Below are 17812 nucleotides of genomic sequence, written 5' to 3'. Positions count from 1 at the left end.
CCTATATAAAGCACTATAAAAAAGGTAATATGATGAATAAAAAAAACCTATGGCCATATCGGCCACAGGGTTCTAACGGGTAGGGCGTGCATCTTCTATTTTGGGATACATATCGAACTTGCCTCTATACCAGCCTCCGTCTGATAAAGAGAAGACTGGGGCATATTTGGCTATTCCAGTGACAAGCGAACCATTGGATTCATATTCATATATGCCTTCACTGTCCCCAATCATTTCTCCGCTTTCCCCAAACTTCTCCTGAATAGCCTCGGTTTGGATCTCGGGTGCAAACCTTAAAGCAGCCTGATAGCGCTTTTCTGCATCAGGACGGTCAAGGACAATGAGAAAAGTACCATCTTCATTGATCTCTACTTGTTTTTCATGAGCGATTTCTTCGGCAGGCTCTATCATGCCATTTAAGATATCCTCCTGCTCCACTCCGGCGGGATACTCCTTTAAATCTGCTGAAATAACAGACCCTGGAGGAAGGTTTGCAGTGCCCCTTACAATCAGCCTATTCGGATCAAATTGAATCTTGGCATTCAGCTCAATGACCTCATTTCCCTTTACTTCCACTTGTTCATCCGGTGGTGTTTCGGCCAATGATTCGTCGACCCAGACAACTCTGCAGCCTGCCAGCAAGCTTAGAACAGCTAACAGGGCAAGCGCCTGGATTCCCTTTTTTAACATGCTCTGCCTCCTTTTTTTAAAAATTGCAGATCCTCTACTCACTACAGAATTAGGATGTATTAATTGCTGCTCACTTTGCTGGTTTAGGATAAAGATCCATTCTTCCTCTGGTATTAGGGATGTGTGCGTATCTAATGATTCCTGTATATTTGTTCCCATCATTTTCGTATCGAAATGCTCCTTCGCTGTCTCCAATATTTTCTCCCGCGGGACCATATTTCTCTTGGATGGAAGAAGGCTGCAGGTCGGGAAGAAACTCGACAGTGAGCAGATATTTTTCTTCTATACTCTTTCTTTTGAGAACGATCAGAAAAGTTCCATCGTCACTGATTTCCCCGATTCCGGTAAGTGAAAATCCTTCTAATGGTTTTGCCGACTCATTCTTTACTTGTTTAAAAGGTTCATGGGAATCTTCTTTAATGCCTGCATGGATGATACTTCCTTTAGGAAGATTGGTTTGTCCGCGTATGACCAGCTTTTTATCAAACCTTACGCTGGAATCAAGTTGGATGACTTCATTGACAGTTGATATCTTTAAATTATTTTCTACCTCAGCCAATGTGTCATCCACCCAGACAACCCTGCAGCCAGCTAATAAGATCAAGGCAGCCACCAGAATAGCCGCCTTTATTCCCTTTTTTAACATGCTTTTTCACCTTTATGTGAGGTGAATGTAAAATCTTCTTTTCGAGGCTGATGTTCTGCTGTCGGAGCCGATTGTTTCCCTTTCTTGCTTAAGCGCTTCAGCCCGACTGGATTCCCTTCAATTAAAACAGATCTTAGAACGGCGCTTATCTCGTTTACACAGTAGATGGAAACCGCAAAGAATAAGAGCGGGCCCAAAACAATATAAGGGCGGATGAACACTTGCTGAATATTGATGGCGATTGTCGCCGCCCATTCATTGGTAGCAGAGAAGTACTCTGGAATGACTTCCATAATTCCGAAATTAGCCACCATTAGTCCGCCAAGGCAAATATGAAGAATTCCCAATTGAATCAATAAAAGAAGCGTTTGTGACAGCTGCTCAGAAAACAACACTATTGAATGGCGTCCGAAGTGAGGCATTAAATGTTTTCTGATCAGGTGAAAACGGCTGGCCCCCATTTGTCTTGAAACGTCAATGAACTCCTGTTTCATGAAATCATTCATCCCTTGGCCTACATACATACCAAGAGAAGGAATGACAATCAGTGCGATGACAATCACTTCAATGATCGTAAATTGGAAACTTGTCAGCGCTTGAGATTCATAAGCCTCCTGAAGGGGATAAAGCAAGATATACCCGACAATAGCCAGGGGAATGAAATTGAATGTATCCCAGAACCCTTTAAGTCCCGACCGGAGCCATTTCGGCATGAACGCGTAAATAAGACCAGAAAAGAATCCCCCGATCATCCGCAGCAGTGCGATGGCTAGAGCAGCCAGCAGCGTATATTTAGCACCATCTATAAGCTGGATGAATATATTCCGTCCAAGCTTGTCACTTCCCATGGGAGGCATCTCGGATGGTGAGTAAGGAGCAGCTGCAATTACTTTATGGGTATCAGGATCAGTCAGCCAGGGAGGCCCTGGTTCCTGATGGTCAGGATAAAGGACAGGGATAAGGAAGCTCCCGATAATCATGACAGCAATCAATCCGAATGGAATCCAAAAGCGTATAGACTTAAAAACACTCATACCTCAAGCTCCCCTCCAATCGTTTTGGTCAAAAAGATCCGGCCAATAGTGAAAATGATGAAGAATGGAATATAGATCATCAGCATCCCAATGAAGAAAGCACTTGGCTTCGCAGTGGCTGTTGCCAGCATGACGTACATGAAACCGTTGATATTAAACAAGATTTCAATAATAAGCAGATTGGAAAGCATCATTAAGAAAATCGGTTTAATATGATAATAGAATTGAATCCACACATTGCGGAACAAGTGAACCCAAAGGGTATATGCTTTAGAAAAGCCTTTTGAAAAAGAATATTCAACATACGGCCTGTCTTCTTCTTCGCGGATCTGGAAGAGGAAGTGCTTAATGAGAAAAGCAATTGGCAGGACTGACAAACAGAGAATTGGCAGTACATAGATTTTATCTTCCCCGAGCTTGTAGATGTCGAATAAAAGAAGCTCGGTCCTTTTATAAAGCCATATGATGAACAATTGCAGCAATACGACAATCAGGACATCCGGCAGGGAATCAAATAGATCAAGGACCCTCATGCAGATCCGATAAGCCCACTTCGGAAGGAACATAATCAGATAACTTACAACAGCTGAAACAACGACAGCGATCAAGAATGCGGATGCCAGCAGAAGGAACGAATATCCGAACAGCTGAAGCAGCATCGGAAAAATCGGATAGGTCTTTTCCCCTTCATTGCCCATAGTAATGAAAATAGACCCGGGGTTTAATATGTCATGGAAGATTTGTTTCAGTGTATGAAGATATTTTGCAATATGTATCACGAGCTCATGATCGTAAAAAAGCAAAGAACCTGCAGCGCTGAATAAGAATAATCCGGCACACGTCAGGAGAAACTGGACGGGCAGCCACAAGACCTGTCTCATAAAATGCCTCCTCTTCAATTCGATTTTTTTAATAGGTAAATAGGTAAGTCTTTTATTACATTTACATTTCAAATTTTTCAGACTATTTCATTGTATAATATAACACTTACATTTTATTCCTTCAAGAATGATTTTTTTATCTGGGAGTTAATGGGGCAGGAAGAATGCCAAATGGAAAATACTATATAATAAAGGGAAGCAGGAACAGATGAAAGATTAATAGAAAAGAATGAAGGGGATAAAAATGACAGAACGAAAAACGATCCAACAATTACAGACACCGCACACAACAGCCAGTTTGGCAGAAGACTTTCAGCGAGTGGGTATACAGAAAGGAATGACCCTGATTGTCCATTCTTCGTTAAGTTCTTTAGGCTGGGTTTGCGGAGGGGCCGTTGCAGTGGTAACAGCTTTAATGGAGGCAGTGGGGGAAGAGGGGACCCTGGTTATGCCTTCGCAATCGGCAGATAACTCCGATCCCGCAGAATGGCAGAGGCCTCCTGTTCCGGAAGACTGGTGGCAGATCATCCGTGATGAAATGCCTGCTTATGATCCGGATGTGACCCCTTCGAGAGGAATGGGAGTAATCGCAGATACATTCAGGACTTTTCCGGGTGTCAAAAGAAGTGCCCATCCGGTTTATTCATTTGCGGCATGGGGAAAGCATTCTGATTATATATTGAGTGAACAGCCGCTCGAGGAAGGATTTGGCCCGCGGTCTCCTTTGGCAAAGATCTATGAACTGGATGGACATATCCTTTTGCTTGGCGTGACACATGAGAGCAACACATCCCTCCATTTTGCAGAACACAGCGTCCCTGATCGTGAAAAAGTTAAAAAGGGCACAGCGATGAAGGAGAACGGCAATCGTGTATGGAAGACATATGAAGAAATTTTGTATGATTCTGACCCGTTTGAAGAACTAGGAAAAGACTTTGAGGGAAAACTTCAGGTAAAATCCAATAAAATCGGAACTGCTGACGTCAGACTGATGAAACAGCGTTCAGCAGTTGACTTTGCCCGAAATTGGCTTCAGGAGAAACACCGATAGATATCTGATTAAAGAAAGGGATGGAAAAGGAAAATGAGTGAAAAACTGTTAAGGGTAGGAACGAGCTATGTTCCTGTCCGGAATGTCGCTTCCGCAGCCGAATGGTATACTGTGAATCTTGGGGCAGAAGTAAACTATCAAGATGAGGATAAGGCAATCTTGAATCTAGCAAACCAGAGTTTTTTCCTTGTTCAAGCGGGAAGCAACCAATCCTCCAACTTCTTTGATAAAAATGGAGAAGAGCATTTTTCACTTACATTTGAAGTCAATGGCTTGTCTGCATTGGAGGAACTTCATAAGGATTTCAAACAAAAGAAAATGAAAGCCGGTGAAATAGAAGACAGGGGACATGCCGGCCGGAATTTTGTCTTTTGGGATATGGATGGCAATAAATTTGACGTCTGGAGCGAGCTGAGTCCGGACTTTAAAGAAAAATATAATATAGATTAATGTTTCACGTGAAACAACCAGTCAGGCAATTTAAAAACACCTTACAGGAGGAGATGGCAATGAACCAAGCACAATATCAAAAGGCAACCTTTGCCGGCGGCTGTTTTTGGTGCATGGTTTCTCCTTTTGATGAGCAGGAAGGCATTGAAGAAATTGTTTCAGGATATACCGGTGGAGAAAAAGAAAATCCGTCATACAAAGAAGTAGTATCAGGAAGGACAGGCCATAGGGAAGCTGTCCAGATACTGTTCAATCCAGACGTGTTTCCTTATGAAAAGCTCCTGAACCTGTTTTGGCGGCAAATCGATCCTACTGATCCAGAAGGACAGTTCAGTGACAGGGGAGAAGCATATACAACAGCCATCTATTACCACAACGAAGAACAAAGGATACTTGCGGAAAAGTCGAAAAAGGAGCTTGAAGAAAGCGGGCGGTTTAAGAAATCCATCGTAACGGAGGTCCTTCCAGCTCAAGCTTTTTATCCTGCTGAAAAGTATCATCAGGATTTTTATAAGAAGAACAATTTCAGGTATGAATTGTATAGAAGGGGTTCCGGCAGGCAGGAATTCCTGAAAGAATACTGGCCGAGGGACACCTCACACTTAAAAGAAAAACTGACACCGATGCAATACCATGTCACGCAAGAGAATGGCACGGAGCCTCCTTATGAAAATGAATATTGGAATAATGAGCGTGAAGGGATTTATGTCGATATCGTTTCCGGTGAACCGCTGTTTACCTCGAAAGACCAATATGACAGCGGATGTGGATGGCCAAGCTTTACAAAGCCTGTCATGTCTGCAAGTGTAAAAGAAAAATATGATCTAAGTCACCGGAGTACCAGGATTGAAGTGCGAAGCCGGGAAGCAGATTCCCACCTCGGGCATGTGTTTGAGGATGGGCCGGGAAAAGACGGCCTGAGATACTGCATCAACTCAGCCGCATTACGGTTCATCCCTGTTGAAGACCTTGAAAAAGAAGGTTATGAGGATTTCAAAATCCTCTTTCCTGGGAGGTAAAAAGCTTGATGGAGATACCCATCAAGCTTTTTCTGTGTAATCTTCTACTGCGGCCATATGCTGCTTTGGCTCAGGAACCCGGGAAAGAATGATGATGCCCAGGATAAACAATATAACAAGACTGAAAACACCAGTGCTTGAGTTGCCTGTCGCCTGGGCAGTCACTCCGACAAGCAGCGGTCCCATGATCGAGGCAAATTTCCCGAAAATATTATAAAAGCCAAAGAATTCATTGGAATTTTGTTTTGGAACGAGTTTGGCGAAATAAGAGCGGCTCAAAGCCTGGATGCCTCCCTGTGAAGTGGCGACAAGCATGGCCAAAATCCAGAAATCCATGGTTGTTTCAAGGAAGTAGGCATAGATGCAGACAAAAATATAAATGATGATTCCGACGTAGAGCATCTTCTTCCCGGTAAATTTCTCGGCAAGCCTTCCGTATAGAAGCGCAAATGGAGCAGCGACGACTTGCGTGACAAATAAAATGATCAGCAGGCTGGTGGACGAAATGCCAAGATCGGTTCCGTAAGCAGTGGACATGGTGATGATGGTCCCTACTCCATCAATATAAAAGAAATACGCAAGAAGGAACAAAAATAACGGCCGGTACTTTTTGATTTCTTTAAACGTTTTGCCGAGACGTTTGAAGCTGTTGATGACGGGCTTTGGCTCCGGTTCAATATAGTGGCGCTGATGGACGTTCTTAAACATCGGAATGGCAAACAGTCCCCACCATAAAGCGGTGATCAGAAAGGCAATTTTGCTTGCCAGTGTAGTCGAAAGAGGAATGGTCCCGCTTTGTGAAAGCACAATGATGGCAATGCTGATAATGAAGGGAATGGTACTTCCGATATACCCTAACCCAAAGCCTCTTGCCGAAATCTTGTTCATCCTCTCATCTGTGGTGATATCCGTCAGGAAGGCATCATAGAATACGTTTGCTCCTGTAGAACCGATTGCGGCAAAGGTGTAGCAGATTAAGAGGAGAAGCCATTGATCGCTTGGAATAAAGGCTAAAATGGCGGTAGCCGTAACCCCCAGGAAAAAGAAGAACGTAAAGAACTTCTTTTTATACCCTTTATAGTCGGCAATGGTTCCAAGAATCGGTCCCAGCATGGCTAATATAAAGGTAGCAATGGCAATCGTATAACCCAGATAGGCAGTGGAATTGGCTGCGCTTACCCCCGCGTTGGTGGCGGCCGCCTTGTAAAACAACGGGAAAACAGCAGTGGAGATGATGATGGAATAGGCCGAATTTGCCCAATCATAGAACATCCAGCTGTTTTCTTCTTTTGAAAAAGCCTTCATCGTCTTGACCTCCCGGAAACGGTTTCATTTTAATTGTACAGAAAAAGCAGAAAAGAAGAGTGAAAGCCTGTTAGTTTTTACATTAATTTTACAGATCTAATAGTTCCTTTACAGATTTTCCATCTGTTTCGCCTAAATCAAGTCCAAGCAGGCGGGCAAATGTCGGCCCTTCATCTATCAGGTTCATGGAAGGAATTTCAGACCCTTCTTTGATTCCCTTGCCGTAAGCCATCAGGATGGTTTCGTAATCAGGTTTCGCCGGTGAGTAGCCATGAGAGGCAAAAGTATATTTTCCAGTTTCAACATCTTCAGGAGTGATTTCATCCAGATAACTTCCCTGAAGCCCTTCTGTGATGTAAAAATCCAGCGATGCTTCAAGCATAAAAGCACAGGTCTCGTCAGCGCCCCTTTCTCCGGCCTCTTTCCCGGTTAAAATATTCTCAAGGCCATTCTTTTTATCCTTTATTAGCTTGAATAAAAGATCCTTAACGTTCTTCATGGTTTCCTGATCATTCGGATCTTTTACATATATATATGCCGAGCCGTCGCAGCTCTTGCAATAGGCTTTCCAATCGGTGACTTTTCCTTGGGCATTTACATGGAGGAGTCCTTCCTGTTTTAACAGGACATTCGGTTTGATGGCCTTGGATTCATCCAGGGCGCTGTGGTCCCCCAAGGCAACAATGGTTGAGTTGTCATGGATGCCGGCTTCTCTCAAGGCAGCAACGATTCTTCCAAGCCGCTCATCATGTCTTTTCAGGGCATTATGGGCTTCTTCAGAGGAAAAACCATGATAATGGCGGTGAGAATCAAGGTCTGTAAAGTGGACAAGCATAAGGTTTGGCTTCTTTTTCCGTATTGTTTCTACAGCAGATTCCAATACAAAGTCATCAAGCTGCGGCTGAAAAAGCCCATTTCGAATGTGGCCAAACCGGCGGTTCATCTCTAACTGAAAAGAGGTGCTTCCATTCCAAAGGGAGACGGCGATCTGATGGTGCCAAGGACGGTTGGCGAAAATTTCGGGCATATTATAATCAATATTTGCCTTTGCCGTAACTGGCCATAACAGTGCTGCAGTCGTAAGCCCCTTCTGCTTGGCCTCATCATAAAGGGTGGTGCCTTTGATATGGTGCCTGTGCCAATACCAATCCGGAGATGTGCTTCCAGGCTGGAGGTGAGTATTGTTGATTACCCCATGCTTTTTGGGATAGTTCCCAGTCACAATGGTAGCGTGGCAGGGGTATGTGACGGAAGGATAAATGGTCTTTACATTTGTACAATAAGAACCTTTATTCATCAGCTCTTTAAAGTGGGGCATTTCCTTAATCGTTGTAAAATCCAAGGACGAAAGACAGTCGAAAGAAATCACAATTAGGTGGTCGGTAAGTCGTTCCATCAAAGCCTCCAAATATCTTAATATTTAAAAAATTAACTATATGTATTAAATATAACAGAAAATAGGAATCTTGCTATAGATGTTTTAGAACGCAAAAAAGAGAACCCCATTTAACAGGGGTCCTCTTGCATTCTCTATGCTTGAATGTAGTCATAATCGTAATCCACGCTGTCATCATTGAAAAAGCTTTTAATGATATCTTTATCGGAATGGGGGACTTCTTTTCCTTCAACAATTTGTGCTCCATTGATGCAGCCGCTGGTGAGGAGGATCAGGTCATTCTCCTCACTCAATTCAAGGGCTGATAAGACGCCGTCTGCCCGGGTCCGCCCGGTATAGATGTTTTCTGAAGCAGGATCTGAAAAGCCTGCAAGGACATTACTGATTATTTCATCAGGATCGGTAAAATTAGGGTGATCGACAGAAACAACGATATCATCGGCCTTGCCTTCAACTGCCTCTGCCATGAGCGGCATCTTTGAGGCATCTCGAATTCCAATTCCAGTAATGAGGACGATCAGCCGGTTATATTCCAGTTTCTTGACTTCCCTCAGCAGGTTGTCCAGTGCAGCGGGGGTGTGAGCATAATCCAGCATGATCTTCCTGTTGCCGTATTCGGTCAACAGTTCGAATCGTCCTTCTGGCCCATCAACTGATGTCAGCGCCAGGAGAATTTGATGGATGGAATAACCGGAATGCATAGCCGTGCAAATGGCCGCAAGAATGTTGGCAACATTATAGTCTCCAATAACCGGAGCCCTCCCAATATAGGAATCACCCTGTACGTTTAACTCGAAAAATGTTTCATGCCCGATGGTCCTTAAATTGGATGCTTTTACATCTGCACGAGAACGCTTATCCAGGCTGTAAGTCAGGACGTCGCCTGTATACATATCAAGGATGTCTTTTCCCATGCCGTCATCATCCATATTCACAACTGCTTTTTTTGCCTGTCTGAAAAGTTTCAACTTGGCTTCTTTATAGTTTTCAAACGTCCCATGAAACTCAAGGTGCTCAGGAGAAAGGTTGGTATGTATCGCGATGTCAAAATCTATTCCCTCAACCCGTTTCTGTTCAGTAGCCACAGAGGAAACTTCCATGGCAGCCGCCTTATCGCCGCGTGCATGGAACTGCTCAAAGATATAGTGTAAATCCGAAGATTCAGGTGTCGTGGGTGTGCTTTTCTTCAAATTGATTTTTCCTCGGGAAGATATAATGCCGGTTGTTCCGATGGAGCCGGTTGGAGTCCCCAGCAGCGTCATTAATGACTTAACATAGGCAGTGACGGTCGTTTTACCGTTGGTACCTGTCACCCCGATGGTTATTAACTTTTCATGTGCTTTCTTATAGAAAACGATGGATAGCTGCGCAAGAAAGGCCCTGGCGTCATTTACAAGAACAAACGTCCTGTCGGCATGCTTTTTGCTCGCTTTTTCAAGCATACTGGCATTTTCCCCGGCCAATACAGCCGCTCCATTCCGGATGGCATCTTCAAGGAATGAGTGGCCATCATGATTTTCCCCGCTTATGCAAACAAACGCAGCATCTTTCTGTACTCTTCTAGAGTCATAATTGACACTGGAAATCTCTCTATTCTTTTTTCCCCAAAGGCGTTTGATCCCTAACTGTTCCTGTTGTGTAAAGTCAATATTCATTGGCTCTCTCCCTTTGATATGAAAGTCAGTCTCCTGATTCATATATAGTTTGACCGTAACAGCAGCGAGCATATACAAGTGGAATGAATGCTTGCCATGCATCTGAATACTTTCTGTTCATTTCTTTCCGTCTATACCCGATTTTCAATAGAATATACTGGAAAGTATTTCTTGTTTGAAACGTAAGAAGGGCAAAAAGAAAAGAAGGACTAGTTGACAGAATGAGCAAGAATAGCACATGGTAATAGTAAGTGATTTTTCAAATATTGGGAGGAATAAATAATGAGTACTGTTAAATGGGGAATTCTTAGTACGGCAAATATCGCCAAAAAAGCACTGATTCCTGCTCTCCAAAATTCAGACAATGCTGAAGTGGCAGCCATTGCAAGTATCAGCGGCAAGGCAGAAGACACGGCAAAGGAATTTTCAATCCCGAAGGCTTATCAAAGTTACGAAGATCTTCTGGACGACCCGGAAATCCAGGCAGTCTATATTCCGCTTCCGAATACAATGCACAAGGAATGGGTGACGAAGGCAGCAAGAAAAGGAAAGCATGTCCTTTGTGAAAAGCCTGCTGCATTGACAGCTGAGGATGTAAAGGAAATGGCAGAGGTGTGCCGTATCAATAATGTCTTGTTCATGGAGGCTTTCATGTATCAGTTCCATCCCCAGCATCGAAGAGTGAAAGAACTGATTGAAGAAGGAGCCATTGGGGAAGTGCGCCATATGCGTTCGGCCTTTACATTTAAACTGGACTTTGAGAAGAACTCCCAGAATATCCGGCTGAATAAAGACCTCGGCGGAGGAAGCATCTGGGATGTGGGCTGCTACTGCATTCATTCCACCCGCTATATTTTAGGTGATGAACCTGCGGAAGTATACGTAAAAGGAACTCTTCATGATCAATTCGGGGTGGATACGAAGGCTGCCGGCATACTGAGCTTTGAAAATGGGATTACGGCCAGCTTTGAGTGCGGTTTTGAACAACCGATGAATGATCTTTATGAAGTTTCAGGAACAAAGGGGACAATCAAAGTGCCATTTGCGTACAGGCCTGACCGTTTTCCAGGTGCAGAAGTCAGTATTGAAATCATTGATGACAAAGGAGAAGAGCGAAGTGAAACGTTTAAAGGCAATCCATACGAAATACAGGTTTCGCATTTCAGTGATTGTATCATGAGCGGAAAACAGCCGGTCTATTCTCCGGAACAAACGATAAGGAATATAGAAACAATACAGGCATGCTACCAGTCGCTCGGAGCCAATTCTCCTGTTCTGCTGTAGGTATTCTGACTGTCTCCCCTGGGAGGCAGTTTTTTGAATTCTAATCTTTATCTTTTTGTAACAAAGCGTGCAGATTCCTATCCTGGCAATGGTATTAACAATTATTACACAAAAATTTTACATTCGTAGCACATTGCAACGTTTTGTATTTCTTTAAGGGGGCATACATTAGAACAAGAAGGATGAAAAAACTCTTTTAAGGAGGAGAAATCATGAAAGCATTAGATTCAATCGCACTGATTCTATTAATTGTCGGAGGCTTGAACTGGCTGCTTGTCGGACTTTTCGAATTCGATTTAGTGGCAGCTATCTTTGGCGGACAGGAAGCCATCCTTTCTAAGATTGTCTACATCCTTGTTGGTCTATCGGCAATCTACTGCATCAAACTCTTTGGCAGAATTAAAGATTAATAATAATGAAGCCATTCCGAAATTCGGAATGGCTTTTTCCTTATTTATTGACTGGTTCCCACAGATTTTCAATACCCTGCGCACGTTTGATGGTTGTGATGGCACCCTGATGGAGGCCTTCATGCCAGTTAGTGAAGGAAACCACTTCGGCTATTGTTTCAAAAGCAATGTCTTTAGTCATTGTAAAAGGTTTTTCCCCTTTTTCAGACAGCCTTCCCGTGAATTTTTCCCTCAACTTCTTAGGCTGTTCAGAAAGGAGTTCCCTCAATTCCTTTAAGGAAGGAGCAGTTTTCTCCCACTGATCAGGGCTTGTGTTAAAGCCAAACAATTCAACGAACCCCTCCGGAATATTCCCTTCCTCACCTGCGAAAGAGTGGATAAGTTTTTCCTGGGTCAAATAGATGTGCCCAAGATTCCAGCGGATCGAATTCTTAAATCCATCCGGCACAACATCTGCCATTTCTTCAGTCGTATTGTCAATTGCGGCAATGGTTCTCATACGGATAAAATCCATTTGTTTAAATAGTTGTGAATCGTCCATTTCAATCCCCCTATATCCTTTTTAGTTCTACTTCTTGATACAATGAAAAAAATCCTTTAAATCTGGAAAAAATGAAGGAATCCGCTCAGCGGACTTGAATTTATTAAGTGATATATAATAAAAATTATTAGAATTTAACTTAATCTGAAACTTTTCAATCCTTGCGACGTATATGTTAGTAAGAACAAGTTACATTAAGGCGGAGGTGAAAACATGAGTATTTTGAAAAGGCTCTTCGGTAAAAAGGAAAAAGATGTACCGGTCGTGAAAGAGAGAAATGTTTTCACAATCGAAGTCGGAGATATAGTGGCTTATGATCTGGAGGATTACCAGGTTGTCAGCAAGCTTACATACAATGACCACGGGTTTGAATGGACTGCCTATCAGCTGGAAAGCCCCGGCAGGACAGTATGGCTCAGTGCAGAGATGGATGACCAGGTTTACCTGGGGATCTACGAGAAGGCAAAACTGAAACTGAGTGAACCGCTCCCGGAGGAAATAGAGTATGAAGGCACCCGTTATTTTCTGGATGAATCCGGTACGGCTCGAGTAAAAGGGGAAGGCCGCGGGAAAAATGTGAATGATATAAATTGCCGTTACTTTGATTACGAAGATGAAGAGGAAGAAAAGTTTTTGTCTGTTGAGATCTGGGGAAGTGAGATAGAGGTCAGCAGCGGTTACGAAATCAATGAATATGAAATCAAAATTATTGCAAGCAACTAATATTATGGAGGTCGAATTATGTTTCAATTATTTAAGAGAGTCAAGACAGTAGTGGGTTCTGAATTGAATGCCATGCTTGATAAAGCCGAAGATCCAGTGAAAATGCTCGATCAGTTCATGCGCGAGATGGAAGCGGACATCCGTGATGCGGAAGCGGCGGTTGCAAAGCAGATCGCCAATGAAAAGATGCTTCAGAGAAAACTTGAAGACGCCGAAAAGATGGCAGAGAAAAGACAGCAGCAGGCGGTCAAGGCTCTTGAAGCAGGAAATGATGATCTTGCAAGAAGAGCCCTTGAAGACAAAAAGACCCACAGCTCCCAGGCAGACACAATGCGTGAGTCCTATGAAAGAGCAAAAGCAGATGCAGACAACCTGCGTTCAAAACTGGATGAGATGAAAAATGAATACAATCAGATGAAGCTTAAAAAAGATTCCTTGAAAGCCCGCGCGGAATCAGCAAAGACAAGGACGAAAATGAACCGCGCCATGTCATCCATCGGTGGAGACGAATCAAGGAAAGGATTCGAACGAATGGAAGAGAAAGTGCTTCAATATGAAGCAGAAGCGGAAACAAGCGATGATATGAGATCCTCAAGCCGCAGCCTGGACGACGAACTGGATGCGCTGGATAAAAATAATGATATTGATGATGAACTAGCAGCATTGAAAAAACAACTGGGCAAGGAATAATCAAGTCAGGAACCGCCCCTTTCAGCGGTTCCTGCTTATGTTTGTTTTTCGATAATTAGATCGGTTGTTTCAAAGAAGCTAGCTGGTTGGTCATAAAATTAAGGTCTTTTGAAAAAGTGTTTAAAGGACACTAGTTGGTAGGTTATGAAATTAAAGTCCTTGAAAGAGTGTTTAAAGGATGCTAGTTGGTTGGCAATGAAAATTAAAGTCCTTGAAAGAGTGTTTAAAGGACGCTAGTTGGTAGGTTATGAAATTAAAGTCCTTGAAAGAGTGTTTAAAGGATGCTAGTTGGTTGGCAATGTAATTAAAGTCCTTGAAGGACCATTTAAAGGACACTAGTTAGTTGGATATTGAAAATTAAAGTCCCTAAGGGCGACCCAAATTGAAAAGTGCAAGTTGAAAGAGGTGAGAGAATGAAGAGGTTTTCAGCGGTCTTGATCCTTGTAGTAGTTATGCTGGCTGCCTGCGGCCCCGGTATCGGCTCTGGCGGCGGATCGATTTTCAAAGAGAGTGTAGTCGACTTCATCAATAATAATTATACGTTTTCGGATACAGTAGCAAGTGCAACGGATAACAGCAATTATTCAGAAGTGTACATAGCGGAAAATCAATCGATAGACGAAGTTGCCCAAGCTATACAGAATCACCAGGAGCCCGTGAAGGTCAGTGAGAAGAAAGACAATAAGCAAGTGCTCGTTTATGATCAGTTATTTGTCATTCTGACGACAGATGAAGATAACAGCGGCAACACCATGATTGAAGTGGCCAATGACCAGTTTGTGCGAAACAATTACAGCCCGGATTTCTTTGACGGTCTGCTGCTCCTTTGGGTATTGGATGAAGTCCTTGATGTCGATGATTGGGGCAAGAAACAGCGGTCGAAGTGCAGAATCAATCCTGATCTGTGTTATGGAGGGTACAGCTCGTCAGGCGGAACGTTTAAGGGATACAATAAATCACCGATTCGCGGCGGATCCTCCTCTGTAAGGGGCGGCGGTCCAGGGGCCGGAAAATAGGGAACTGAGAAGGGAGAAGAAAATATGGAACCATTTATTTTGACAATTATGTACTTTGCAGTAGCCATCATCATCGTGTTGTTCGGCCTTTATATCTTTGAACTGCTGACACGAAAATATAAGGACTGGGATGAGGTATTAAAGGGAAATCATGCAGTTGCCCTGTCCATCAGCGGCAAGATCATCGGGATCTGCATCATTCTTGCTTTCTCGATTTACCATAGTTCAGCTCTCACTGACACATTGATCTGGGGACTTTTCGGTGTCATCCTGCAAATGGCGGCGTACCTGCTGTTTGAACTGCTGACAAGAAAATTTTCAGTGGAAGAGCAGCTGCATAAAGGAAACCTTGCAGTAGGAATCATCACCTTTGCCGTATCAGTCGGACTCGCGTTCGTGATAGGGGCTTCGATTACCTAAAAAGCGGAAGCGGCCGTTCAGCGACGTACGGATTGGAGGGCTCTCGCATGAGATAAAGGAATCACGAAGAGCGAAGCGATTCGATGATGACTTATCGCAAGGAGAGAGACCGAAATCCGCTAGTCGCTGGCCGCTGGAGCTGGATTGAACAGCTAACTTTTCAAAACAAAATTTTTTTACCCGATTGGCTTTAAAAAGGGGACTTATCAGTGGAAAACGACGGAATTCGTAAAACAAAAGCAATTTATTGGGCTTCAGGGATTGTCTCGATTTGCGGGATTATCTTTGAAGTCCTGTTTGGTGCAGCGGGCTCCTATATTCTTGGAGATGGTGTGAAGCAATATACCCTGACAATTTCACTCTTTTTGACGGGAATGGGAATCGGGGCCTCGCTCAGTGAAAAAGTGACCAAAAACCTCATCGTCTCTTTTATCTGGATCGAACTGCTAATCGGTTTGATCGGGGGTCTCTCCATATTCACTTTATTCGGGGTGACAGCTTTCTTCAGTGAAGGAACAGACGCCTTTTTCCTCTACGCAGTGACAGCGGTCGTGGGAGCGTTAACGGGGGTTGAGCTTCCGATCCTGATCCGAAAGGCAAATGAGATTGGAGAAACGTTGAATCGCAGTACAGCCAGGGTTCTTTTTTCTGACTATGCAGGCGGTTTGATCGGAGGCCTGCTGTTTGTATTTTTATTAAGACCTCAGCTGGGTCTCGTGAAAACAGCATTTGTTGTAGCCTTGGTGAATGTCATCGTCGCCATTTGGCTCATGACTTACTTCAAAGATGAAATCACATCTGTAAAAAAACATGGAACAGCCGGGATTCTCGTACTGATATTCTTGTTCACGGGCGTTTTTTGGGGTGAAGAAATGGCTTTTTCCTTTGAGCAGAAGTTGTATCGGGACCCGATTGTTCATTCGGAAAATACCAACTATCAGCAGATCATCTTAACCAAAGAGCAGGGAGACCTGCGGATGTTCCTTGATGGGCAGCTGCAGTTCAGTTCGTCAGATGAATACCGCTATCATGAAACCCTCGTCCATCCGGCAATGGCTGCTGCAGAAAGAAATGAAAGCGTGCTGATTCTGGGCGGTGGAGATGGACTGGCCATCAGGGAACTAAGGAAATATGATGAAATAAAGAATATCACACTCGTGGACCTGGATCCCAAGGTCATTGAACTTGCCCGCACAAATCCATCCATAGCGGAGTTGAATGGCCATGCATTTGAGGACGAGCGGGTCGAGGTCATCAATCAGGATGCGTTTACTTTTTTGGAAAACGCCGATGAATTTTACGATGTAATCCTGGTGGATCTTCCGGACCCGAATAATGAATCCTTAAATAAGCTGTACACACTGGAGTTTTATCAGCTGATCCGCAATCATCTGCCTCCAGGCGGATCATTGATGGTGCAGAGTACCAGCCCGACGTTTGCAACCGAAGTATATTGGACGATTGACAAAACAATCGCAGCTGCCGGCCTTAAAACAGAAAATCTGCATGTGGATGTCCCGAGTTTCGGGGACTGGGGATTTGTCCTGGCGGGCCGTGATCAAATTTCTCTTTCAGGTCTTGATGTGAAAGCAGAAACAAAATTTTTAACCAATGAAGTCCTGCAAGGGTTGGGGACCTTTGGAAAGGATATCGATTCCTCGATAACCGACAAGAATGGGACTGAAGTGGAGCTCGAAATCAATACATTAATGAACCCCATTCTGATACAAAAATATGAAAAAGCGTGGTCGACGTATTAGGCAGCTGCTTGCCTAATACGTTTTTTTGCATTCAAAACCGGTTAAACTAATAAGAAACTGGCAATTGGCCAGAAAAAAATCATGTTCCGATTTAAAAAGAATACACTAAAGTGTAACCATAACAGCTCGGATTTCTGGCTGAATACTTAAAAAAGGTGTGTTGGATTTGGAAGTAGACAGCAATTTGCAGCAAATCACAAGTACCTTACAAGCAAGAGCTGGCAGCAGCGTCAATGTGATTCTGGAAAGCAACTTTCCGGGGAAACGGATTGCTGGCGGAAAGTATAATATGGGGACGCATACCATCACCATGTATATTGATGAAATCAGAAGGCAGTGTAAGATGCTGTTCAAAACACTGGATAATTTTTATGAATATTTCACGGTCGTTTTTGCCCATGAACTTGGGCATGCAGAGGATATAGAGCTGGAGGAACTGGCAGACCGAATGGATGCTGCGGATGATTATGAACGAAAGAAAATAGCCTTGAGGATTGAGGAGAATGCTTGGTGCATTGCCAAGGAACTAATCCCTGAAATTGAGGTCAACTTTACAAAAAAAATCATCCAGGAATCACTCCTTTTCTACCGCGATCAGGTCAAGACAGAAACGGTCTCTGTGCCGGCTTGCATAATTCCATGATCCTCTCTTCATACTATAACTGTAACAAAACAAAGGAGAGATGAGCATGGGACGCACGAAGTCTGGCAACGGAAACGCACAGCGTAATGACAACCAGAAAAAAGGAAACCGGACGAGTACCGAAATGGTCGAATTCACGACAGGTGACGTGAAGAAGAAAAAGAATCGATTCCAGGACTAAAACAAAAGCGTAAGTGC

General features: G+C 43.6%; 20 protein-coding genes. 12 read left to right on the top strand and 8 right to left on the bottom strand.

The window, feature by feature from the left end; all coding sequences use genetic code 11:
- Positions 1–72 precede the first annotated feature (72 nt).
- From ACOJQI_RS22410 to ACOJQI_RS22395, 4 genes are all read right to left on the bottom strand, one after another.
- Entirely contained in the window at positions 73–690 is a 618-nt protein-coding gene (locus ACOJQI_RS22410; RefSeq protein WP_421382315.1) for a hypothetical protein, read from the bottom strand.
- Positions 691–760: 70 nt separating this feature from the next.
- Positions 761–1336, bottom strand: coding sequence for a hypothetical protein (locus ACOJQI_RS22405; protein ID WP_421382313.1), 576 nt, complete (start codon positions 1334–1336; stop codon positions 761–763).
- Positions 1330–2370 (bottom strand): ABC transporter permease subunit, encoded by a 1041-nt coding sequence (locus ACOJQI_RS22400; protein WP_421382311.1) that lies wholly within the window; start codon positions 2368–2370, stop codon positions 1330–1332. The genes ACOJQI_RS22405 and ACOJQI_RS22400 overlap by 7 nt, the downstream gene beginning before the upstream one ends.
- Positions 2367–3251: an ABC transporter permease subunit gene (locus ACOJQI_RS22395; protein WP_421382309.1), complete on the bottom strand. Its 885-nt coding sequence runs from the start codon at positions 3249–3251 to the stop codon at positions 2367–2369. Before ACOJQI_RS22395 ends, ACOJQI_RS22400 begins: the two co-directional genes overlap by 4 nt.
- Before the next feature lie 244 nt (positions 3252–3495).
- Between ACOJQI_RS22395 and ACOJQI_RS22390 the strand changes: the two genes are divergently transcribed.
- The 3 genes from ACOJQI_RS22390 to msrB are packed head-to-tail and all read left to right on the top strand — an operon-like array spanning position 3496 to position 5771.
- Positions 3496–4302, top strand: a complete 807-nt coding sequence (locus ACOJQI_RS22390; RefSeq protein ID WP_421382307.1) for an aminoglycoside N(3)-acetyltransferase — start codon at positions 3496–3498, stop codon at positions 4300–4302.
- Between the two features lie 33 nt (positions 4303–4335).
- Entirely contained in the window at positions 4336–4752 is a 417-nt protein-coding gene (locus tag ACOJQI_RS22385; RefSeq protein ID WP_421382305.1) for a VOC family protein, read from the top strand.
- A gap of 53 nt (positions 4753–4805) precedes the next feature.
- Entirely contained in the window at positions 4806–5771 is a 966-nt protein-coding gene (gene msrB / locus ACOJQI_RS22380; RefSeq protein ID WP_421382303.1) for a peptide-methionine (R)-S-oxide reductase MsrB, read from the top strand.
- Between the two features lie 21 nt (positions 5772–5792).
- On the opposite strand, the gene ACOJQI_RS22375 is transcribed toward msrB, so the two are convergent.
- The 3 genes from ACOJQI_RS22375 to ACOJQI_RS22365 all read right to left on the bottom strand — a co-directional run bounded on the left by ACOJQI_RS22375 (position 5793) and on the right by ACOJQI_RS22365 (position 10127).
- Positions 5793–7076 carry an MFS transporter gene (locus ACOJQI_RS22375; protein ID WP_421382301.1) on the bottom strand — a complete coding sequence of 428 codons (1284 nt, stop codon included), beginning with the start codon at positions 7074–7076 and terminating at the stop codon, positions 5793–5795.
- A gap of 88 nt (positions 7077–7164) precedes the next feature.
- A complete protein-coding gene (locus tag ACOJQI_RS22370) occupies positions 7165–8472 on the bottom strand; it encodes an alkaline phosphatase family protein (protein WP_421382299.1) in 1308 nt (435 codons plus the stop codon).
- A 134-nt stretch (positions 8473–8606) separates the two neighbouring features.
- Positions 8607–10127: a UDP-N-acetylmuramoyl-L-alanyl-D-glutamate--2,6-diaminopimelate ligase gene (locus ACOJQI_RS22365; protein WP_421382297.1), complete on the bottom strand. Its 1521-nt coding sequence runs from the start codon at positions 10125–10127 to the stop codon at positions 8607–8609.
- A 282-nt stretch (positions 10128–10409) separates the two neighbouring features.
- Between ACOJQI_RS22365 and ACOJQI_RS22360 the strand changes: the two genes are divergently transcribed.
- Both ACOJQI_RS22360 and ACOJQI_RS22355 read left to right on the top strand, forming a co-directional pair.
- Positions 10410–11411 carry a Gfo/Idh/MocA family protein gene (locus tag ACOJQI_RS22360; protein ID WP_421382295.1) on the top strand — a complete coding sequence of 334 codons (1002 nt, stop codon included), beginning with the start codon at positions 10410–10412 and terminating at the stop codon, positions 11409–11411.
- 212 nt (positions 11412–11623) lie between these two features.
- Positions 11624–11821 carry a DUF378 domain-containing protein gene (locus ACOJQI_RS22355; RefSeq protein WP_148939383.1) on the top strand — a complete coding sequence of 66 codons (198 nt, stop codon included), beginning with the start codon at positions 11624–11626 and terminating at the stop codon, positions 11819–11821.
- 40 nt (positions 11822–11861) lie between these two features.
- On the opposite strand, the gene ACOJQI_RS22350 is transcribed toward ACOJQI_RS22355, so the two are convergent.
- Positions 11862–12362 carry a DinB family protein gene (locus tag ACOJQI_RS22350; RefSeq protein WP_421382293.1) on the bottom strand — a complete coding sequence of 167 codons (501 nt, stop codon included), beginning with the start codon at positions 12360–12362 and terminating at the stop codon, positions 11862–11864.
- 213 nt (positions 12363–12575) lie between these two features.
- On the opposite strand from ACOJQI_RS22350, the gene ACOJQI_RS22345 reads away from it, so the two are divergent.
- From ACOJQI_RS22345 to ACOJQI_RS22315, 7 genes are all read left to right on the top strand, one after another.
- On the top strand, positions 12576–13085 hold the full coding sequence (locus ACOJQI_RS22345) for a DUF4178 domain-containing protein (protein WP_421382291.1): 510 nt from the start codon (positions 12576–12578) through the stop codon (positions 13083–13085).
- A gap of 18 nt (positions 13086–13103) precedes the next feature.
- Positions 13104–13775, top strand: coding sequence for a PspA/IM30 family protein (locus tag ACOJQI_RS22340; RefSeq protein ID WP_421382289.1), 672 nt, complete (start codon positions 13104–13106; stop codon positions 13773–13775).
- A 413-nt stretch (positions 13776–14188) separates the two neighbouring features.
- Positions 14189–14791, top strand: a complete 603-nt coding sequence (locus ACOJQI_RS22335; RefSeq protein WP_421382287.1) for a DUF4247 domain-containing protein — start codon at positions 14189–14191, stop codon at positions 14789–14791.
- Between the two features lie 24 nt (positions 14792–14815).
- Positions 14816–15211 carry a DUF350 domain-containing protein gene (locus ACOJQI_RS22330; RefSeq protein ID WP_421382285.1) on the top strand — a complete coding sequence of 132 codons (396 nt, stop codon included), beginning with the start codon at positions 14816–14818 and terminating at the stop codon, positions 15209–15211.
- A gap of 209 nt (positions 15212–15420) precedes the next feature.
- Complete coding sequence (locus tag ACOJQI_RS22325; RefSeq protein ID WP_421382283.1) at positions 15421–16971, top strand: polyamine aminopropyltransferase; 1551 nt, start codon at positions 15421–15423, stop codon at positions 16969–16971.
- Between the two features lie 157 nt (positions 16972–17128).
- Complete coding sequence (locus ACOJQI_RS22320; protein ID WP_421382281.1) at positions 17129–17614, top strand: hypothetical protein; 486 nt, start codon at positions 17129–17131, stop codon at positions 17612–17614.
- 46 nt (positions 17615–17660) lie between these two features.
- Positions 17661–17795 (top strand): hypothetical protein, encoded by a 135-nt coding sequence (locus ACOJQI_RS22315; RefSeq protein WP_276310266.1) that lies wholly within the window; start codon positions 17661–17663, stop codon positions 17793–17795.
- Positions 17796–17812: the final 17 nt, after the last annotated feature.

Source organism: Bacillus salacetis (genome assembly GCF_049177075.1).
GTDB lineage: Bacteria > Bacillota > Bacilli > Bacillales > Bacillaceae_B > Rossellomorea > Rossellomorea salacetis_A.
The sequence above is the reverse complement of the archived record's forward strand: the minus strand, read 5'-3'. Positions and strand labels throughout refer to the sequence as shown.